The sequence below is a fragment of the Corallococcus praedator genome (assembly GCF_003612125.1).
GTDB lineage: Bacteria > Myxococcota > Myxococcia > Myxococcales > Myxococcaceae > Corallococcus > Corallococcus praedator.
In genome coordinates this window covers 1-393 of sequence record NZ_RAWI01001381.1, presented here as the reverse complement: position 1 = coordinate 393, position 393 = coordinate 1, and the positions used below count along the sequence as shown (strand labels likewise).

Genomic DNA, 393 nt, shown 5'->3' with positions numbered 1-393 from the left:
CGTCATAGGACTCGATCTGGGACTGCAGGGCATCGAGATCCAGGCCGTCTGCGCCGGAGAGATAGAGGTCTCGCACGCGGATCACATCGCCCAGCCCCTGGGAGGCGGCTTCGAAGATCGTGGAGGCGGGGTCCAGGTCAGGCTCCTGCGCTACATAAGTGATGCGCAACCCCTGCTGCACATGCAGCGCGCCATCGTCGGGCTTGGCGATACCTCCAAGTATCTTGAGCAATGAAGACTTGCCGGCGCCGTTGCGGCCGATCAAACCGATGCGCTCGCCCGGTTCCAGAGCAAAGCCTGCGTGATCCAACAAGGCAACATGCCCAAAGGCCAGTTGGCGTCCATAAGAGTGATAAGTGCCATAGAGAGAATTATCCGTGGCCGGGCTCCAAG

Annotated in this window: 1 protein-coding gene; it reads right to left on the bottom strand. The window is 60.6% G+C overall.

Annotated elements, in window-relative coordinates:
* Positions 1–393 (bottom strand): ATP-binding cassette domain-containing protein (locus tag D7Y13_RS44550; RefSeq protein ID WP_208734753.1); only part of this gene is annotated, 393 nt, incomplete at both ends.